The following is a 4,582-nucleotide window of genomic DNA, read 5'->3' as shown; positions in this document are numbered from 1 at the left end:
CAGCCGCGCCCTGCACCCGCTGGAGTGGGTCCGGGTGGAAGTCCATGGGCCGCGGCCTCGCACGCACCTGATGACGGCCATGGAGCTGGCCCTGCTCGCCTCCACGCCGGACACCTCGCTCATCTGGTCGGCGGTGAGCCGCGTCAGCGAGTTGCACTTGGTGTACGGCGCCGTGTCCGCCCTGACGACGGCGCCGCTGTCGCCAGGCCTGCCAGCCTCCGCCGCGCAGGGCGGCACGCTGGCGGGGGCGCGCACGGCGGCGGTGCGCCTGTTCGTGGGCCGCATCTCGCTGGTGGCGGTACTGGCTGGAGTGGACACGTACCGGGACGAGCTGTCACGGACGCCCGAGGGACGGGCCTTCCTCGCGGTGCATGACCTGGCCCTGGTGGCGCTGGCCGGCCGGGACATCCACACGCTGGCCACCTCGGGCATCGGACGCGAGCTGGTACACCGGGGCAGGCTGGCGTTGAGCGCGGCGGGGGCCCGGGCCTCGTCCGGACTGCGTGAGTCGATGGAGTCCGTCCAGGCCCTGGTGAAGACGCTGGAGCGGATGCTCGCCGAGGGCAAGGCCGTTGCGACACCGGACGGACTGCGGCTTTCTCTTCCTGGCGGCGCCGAGGCCTTCAAGCAGGCCTTCTTCGCCATCCGCGGAGAGATGGCCGCCGCACGGGCCCTGGGCGGCATTCGCGGCGCGGGGCTCGCGGCCGAGGAGGCCGAGAAGACACTGGAAGCGTTGAAGCGGCTGGCGGCGGAGAGCCGGGAGATGGCGCTCGCCTACGGTGCGGTGGCGCGGCGCGCGGCGGCTCTGCCTGCCGACAAGGCCCAGGCCTACCTCGCCGCCGTGGAATCGCTGCGCGCCTCTGCCCGTGGTGCGGCGAAAACGACATTACCTGGGTTGCTGCACCGCTCTGGAGCGCCGAGCCTGAAGGATCCGCTCGCATTCATGAAGGAAGCGGAGTGGCTCGTCAGTCACCCGGAACTGGACGCCGAGGCCGTGGTCCAGTTGGCGAGAAAGACATTCAGGGGCCGTGTGGACCTGGGCTGGCTACGCTCCACAGGGCTGACGATGGAGGATCTCAACGCCATGGCCCGGAACGAGAAGACAGCTTGGAGGCTGTTCCAGCAGGCGACAGCGGAACCGAGTAATCTCACGGTGCAACTTCGGGCGCGCGAGCAACTCCGTGGTATCGCGGTGGAAATGCTGACAGAGCGCAATGCGCAGAGGCTCTTCCCTGGCTTTCGGCTGACGGGGCGGCAGGTAAGAATGGCAGGGGGCCACGTCATTGACGACGTCGTTACGGCGATGACAGGGTCGAAGCTTCAACATGGGGTGGAAGTTAAAGGTTGGAACGACAGCCGGTGGCGCCAGGCGCTCGACGCTTGGCAGGCCAGACAGGGCGGCGCCAGGCTCAACGAAAACCAAGCGGTGCTCGCAAAGCAACTCGAACGCCTACTCGACCAACTCACCGATGCGGCAACGGCTCCTAGAGGGCCACCGTTCCTCGTCGTTACCGATAAACTAAGCAGGCCAACCAGGAACAAGCTAACCACCTTCCTGGATGAGAACTCGCCAAACGTGCTGCTCATCCACATAGAGGAAGCGAAGATCTTGGAGCTGACAAAGCATTTGCGTGCGGCGCTCAAACTACCAGAAGACTTGTCTGGAGGTACGCCATGAGTGGATGGCCTGTTTGGGGAGTCCTGACTCCGGGCGAGCCGACCCAACTGGAGAGCCGTGCCCGCTCCATCGTAATGACGGAAATGGATCAAGCGCTTGGGAAAGAGCAGCCCTTCGAGGTCATCACGGGAAGACGCCGTTACCATGCCATCGTGGGGACGGACCCCAGCGACATGGGCGCCGAGATGCAACTCGCCGAGGAACTTTCGCTGGGATGTGATGAACCCGTGTACTCGATTGATCGCGCCAACGATCCGTGGACCGTCATCTCGTGGCGAAACGGTGCGCTTGAGGTCCTGGAGATCGACCCAGAGGCTCTGGCCGCGTCTCTCGGCTGTCCGCTGCCAGGCAGTGAGAGAACATCAGATCGAACCACGAGGACGCCACTGCGGACGGTCGCATTACTCGAAGGAGTCAAAGCAGAGGAGGCACGTCACGCGCTAGAAGAAGACCATGGCGAACCATTCCCCCTGGGGCGCTACCATTTCAAGGACACGCCGCAAGGGCTTCTCCTCGCTGGCGGCAAAGGGGGCATGAATTTCGCACACATCACCCTGTCAGAACAATTTCCCCAGGCGACTGTGTATGGTGTAACTGCATCGCCGAGCCTGGACACATTCTCGGTCACGGTAATGCAAGCAGGAGAGGGCCTTGAGCGGTTCACGCGACCGCTCCGTCCGGATCCGTTCGTGCCGGAGGTCAGCAAAATCAAGGGAGAGAACTCTCCCGCGCGGATAGTGGCGGCGCTAGGCATCCCAGCCGAGTGGTTCCGGAATGAATGACGGGTGCCGCCCAGCCTCCCGACACCCGGCCGGGCTGAGTGGCCTCGCCCAGTTTCACGGGCCCGATGAGTCCGCGTCGTCCAGGACGGTGTACGGGGCAGCAGTTCCTTCCCGTAGACGAGCCAACATACTGAAGGAAGCGAAGGAATTGCGCGCAGCGCTGAATCTGCCCGAGGACTTGTCCGGAGGTGCACCATGAACCGGTGCGTACGTTGCTCGGATGCGTATTCCGGCGATGTGGAACACTCGTTCCGGACGAAGTGGAACGCCTGTTCCGGAGCAAGCCGAACACCGATTCCGGAGCAAGCCGATCACTGATTCCGGGCCAAGCCGATCATCGACGTAGGGATGACGGATGCAGTCCAAGGGGTCATCCCCGGAGTCATACGAGCGGAGACGACGCTGGACGTCACATGGAAGCAGGCTACCTCCCCCGCCAGCCGTCCACCTCAGGTGGGGTGCACGGTTGGAAGCAGGGGAGGAGTCTACCGGTGTGTCCGAGCCGCCCACGTGCCGCCAGCAGTCATGTTACGGTGGTCTACCCCGGAGGTGAAGCGCATGGAGGAAGTCCCGGGTGCACAGCGGGCGGGCGGGGCACAGGCCCGGCGCTGGTGGCTGAGCAAGCGGCTGTGGAAGCCGCAGATGCAGGAGGCCCTGTTGCCCCCGGTGGGCAGCACGGTGGGCTTGACTGGTAGACGCCTACCAACAATGTGCTCTTTTGTGCGTTGGTGTGTGTTTGAGTGTGTCTGAAGTGGTAGACGTCTACCAGTGCCCTGGTGGTAGACGTCTACCAGTACCGAGCAACGTGCCCGTCTCCTCGCGTCAAGACCGCGGATGCGCACGCAGCTGACTGTCGCGGGCAGGGGCTCCGCCGGGAAGGTCAGCCTGGGCGCGTACACCTGGGGAGAGTTTCTTGCCGGGAGTCCTTGCATGCACCCGCCTTCACCCCCCTCGTTCCCTGCCGGGCGGAGGCCCGCCCCCTGTGGGGTGCTGACACTGGCGCTGCTGGTGCTGGGCGGGTGCGCCACGCACGCGCCCCTGCCCGGACTGCTCCTCGGCCCTCGCGCTCACCGCCTGACGTCGGCCTTCTCCACCCGGGCGCGTCCGCCCGGGCCCGCGGACTCCGTGGGGACGGCCGTGCCGTCCGGGGACGCCCCTGCGCTCGACGAGGACGACGACCCGGAGGACGACGTCGAGGAGGGGCCGGGAGCCCCGGCCATGACGGCGGACATACCCGGGGACGAGTCCGGCTCGCGGGGGCGCCACCGGGCGCAGGAGGAGGGCGAGCCGCTGGAGGACGGAGGCGAGGGCCTCGTGGGATGGAGGGATGGCGTGGGGGAAGGACGCCCCTGGCCGGTGCCCTTCAGCGTGGACCATTTCCAGGGCCTGCTGGTGCAGGTGGGCGTGTCCCCCGAGGTATTGCCGGAAGACGGCAGCACCCTGTCGCCCCAGCGGGCGGTGCAACTGTTGGCGCACCTGCTGGAGGCGGAGGCGAAGCTTTGGGAATTCCCCCGCCAGCGCATGGCGGCGCACCTGCTGCTGGAGGTGGCCACGGGACAGGGGCCGGTGACGCGCGAGGAGTTGCACGCGCGCATGGACCGCTTCCACCGGCTGCGGGTGGTGAGGCCGGACGGCTACCTGGTGCGGGCGGTGACGGGCGAGGCGGTGCAGCGGGCCGGCGAGGTGCGGCTGGCCGAGGACGGCACGCTGCGCGCGGGCCACTACGAGGTGGGCCCCTTCTACGCGGTGGAAGACGGGCAGTTGTGGCCGGTGGACACGGGGCTGGAGGTGCCCCGGGGCGCCAGGCCCCTGGGCCCCTACGTGCCGGATGACGGCGTAGTGCTGCCGGCGCTGGAGGGAGCGGGGCTGGCGTTGGGGGACACGCTGGAGGGCGTGAGCCGGCTCGTCTTCCACCCCGGTGCGAGCCTGGAGGGGCTGACGCAGCTACCCGGAGCGGTGCGCGTGCTCTTCCAGAATGCCCCCGAGTACTGGGAAGCCTTCCGCCAGAGGCCACGGGGCGAGCAGGTGCGAGAGGTGTCGCGGCTGCTGGCGAACGCGCTGCTGACGGTGGGTACCTCGGGAGCGGGTGCGGTGAAGGCGGTGACGTGGGGCGAGAAGCTCG

At 67.3% G+C, this 4,582-nt stretch carries 2 protein-coding genes and 1 pseudogene; all 3 read left to right on the top strand.

Annotated features, from left to right (window positions below):
* On the top strand, window positions 1-1,678 hold a 1,678-nt coding region (locus AC16DP_RS01215; RefSeq protein WP_483956600.1), incomplete at its 5' end, for a hypothetical protein.
* Window positions 1,675-2,460: a hypothetical protein gene (locus AC16DP_RS01210; protein ID WP_329732711.1), complete on the top strand. Its 786-nt coding sequence runs from the start codon at window positions 1,675-1,677 to the stop codon at window positions 2,458-2,460. The genes AC16DP_RS01215 and AC16DP_RS01210, both read left to right, overlap by 4 nt.
* A 930-nt stretch (window positions 2,461-3,390) precedes the next feature.
* Window positions 3,391-4,582 (top strand): annotated as a pseudogene (locus tag AC16DP_RS01205) (hypothetical protein); the annotation flags it as partial.

The organism is Archangium sp. (assembly GCF_057119385.1).
Note: the sequence above shows the minus strand (reverse complement) of the source record. Positions and strands in the feature narration are given on the sequence as shown.